Source organism: Sulfuricurvum sp. (assembly GCF_022759005.1).
Lineage (GTDB): Bacteria > Campylobacterota > Campylobacteria > Campylobacterales > Sulfurimonadaceae > Sulfuricurvum.
In genome coordinates this window covers 5,805-7,062 of record NZ_JAEMQA010000112.1, presented here as the reverse complement: position 1 = coordinate 7,062, position 1,258 = coordinate 5,805, and the positions used below count along the sequence as shown (strand labels likewise).

Here is a 1,258-nt window from a genome sequence, read left to right as displayed (position 1 = left end):
AACTGCATTCCGATATCGCTTCCATCACCAAAAAGCTCCTCAAATCTTGGGAGATCCTTTGGAGTGGAGATGATAAGCACTTCAGTGATACCGGCAAGCATCAACACTGAAAGTGGATAATAGATCATCGGCTTATCGTAAATAGGAACAAGTTGTTTAGATACCCCTTTGGTGATGGGATAAAGTCTTGTGCCACTTCCGCCGGCGAGGATGATGCCCTTCATTTGATTCCTTCTGGGTTTTTAGATTGAAAATTCCATGCGTCTTCACACATCTGTTTTAAAGTTCGTTTTGCTTGCCAATTTAAAAGCTCTTTTGCATTTTTAGGATCGGCGTAACATGCTGCGATGTCACCCTCTCTGCGAGGCGATATTGTATAATTTATTGGCTTTTTAGATGCTTCAGCGAAAGCTTTTACAACCTCTAAAACGCTATAACCTCGACCTGTTCCAAGGTTAATGGCTGTGCATTGAGGGGTTTTTAACGCCTCCAATGCCCTAAGATGTCCTTGTGCCAAATCAACCACATGAATATAATCGCGCACGCCAGTTCCATCTGGTGTTTGATAATCATCACCAAAAACATTTAAGAACTCTCTTCTTCCAACTGCCACTTGAGCAATAAAGGGCATAAGATTGTTTGGAATGCCTTGCGGGTCTTCACCTATAAGACCACTCTGGTGTGCACCTACGGGATTAAAATAGCGTAAAATCATAATCTTCCATGTTGGATCAGATTTAAACAGATCACGTAATATCTCTTCGATAACAAGTTTGGTATAGCCATAAGGATTTGTAGTTCTTAGTGGATGTTTTTCTGTGAGAGGCAAAAACTCAGGATCGCCATACACTGTAGCTGATGAGCTAAATACGATAGTTTTTATACTATTTTTTTGCATAGCTCGTAAGAGGCAAAGTGTTCCATGAACGTTGTTATCGTAGTATTCTAGAGGTTTTTCAACGGATTCACCCACGGCTTTGAGTCCTGCAAAATGGATAACGCCATCGCACCCTTGCATTGATGAAGTCAAAAGCACTTCGTCTCTAATATCACCTTCGATCATTTGCAATGATTTTTGAGTGATTTGCTCTACACGTCTTAAAGCCTCTATGGAGCTGTTGCTAAAGTTGTCATAAACAACAACTTCATACCCATCATTAAGCAGTTCTACGCAGGTATGTGTCCCAATGTATCCAGCCCCACCTGTAACAAAAATTTTCATGGCATATCCAACCTTTTATGAATTATGAATCGAACC

The 1,258-nt window shown here is 40.8% G+C and carries 2 protein-coding genes; both read right to left on the bottom strand.

The features are described from left to right. Positions 1 to 224: sugar phosphate nucleotidyltransferase (locus JHC35_RS07075; protein ID WP_295043476.1), on the bottom strand; the 224-nt coding region annotated here is incomplete at its 3' end. After that, positions 221 to 1,222, bottom strand: a complete 1,002-nt coding sequence (gene galE / locus JHC35_RS07070; RefSeq protein ID WP_295043473.1) for a UDP-glucose 4-epimerase GalE — start codon at positions 1,220 to 1,222, stop codon at positions 221 to 223. The genes JHC35_RS07075 and galE, both read right to left, overlap by 4 nt. Between the last annotated feature and the right edge of the window lie 36 nt (positions 1,223 to 1,258).

Coding starts and splice junctions, on each gene's coding strand:
- galE (WP_295043473.1), bottom strand. CDS start 1,222: ATGAAAATTTTTGTTACAGGTGGGGCTGGATACATTGGGACACATACC.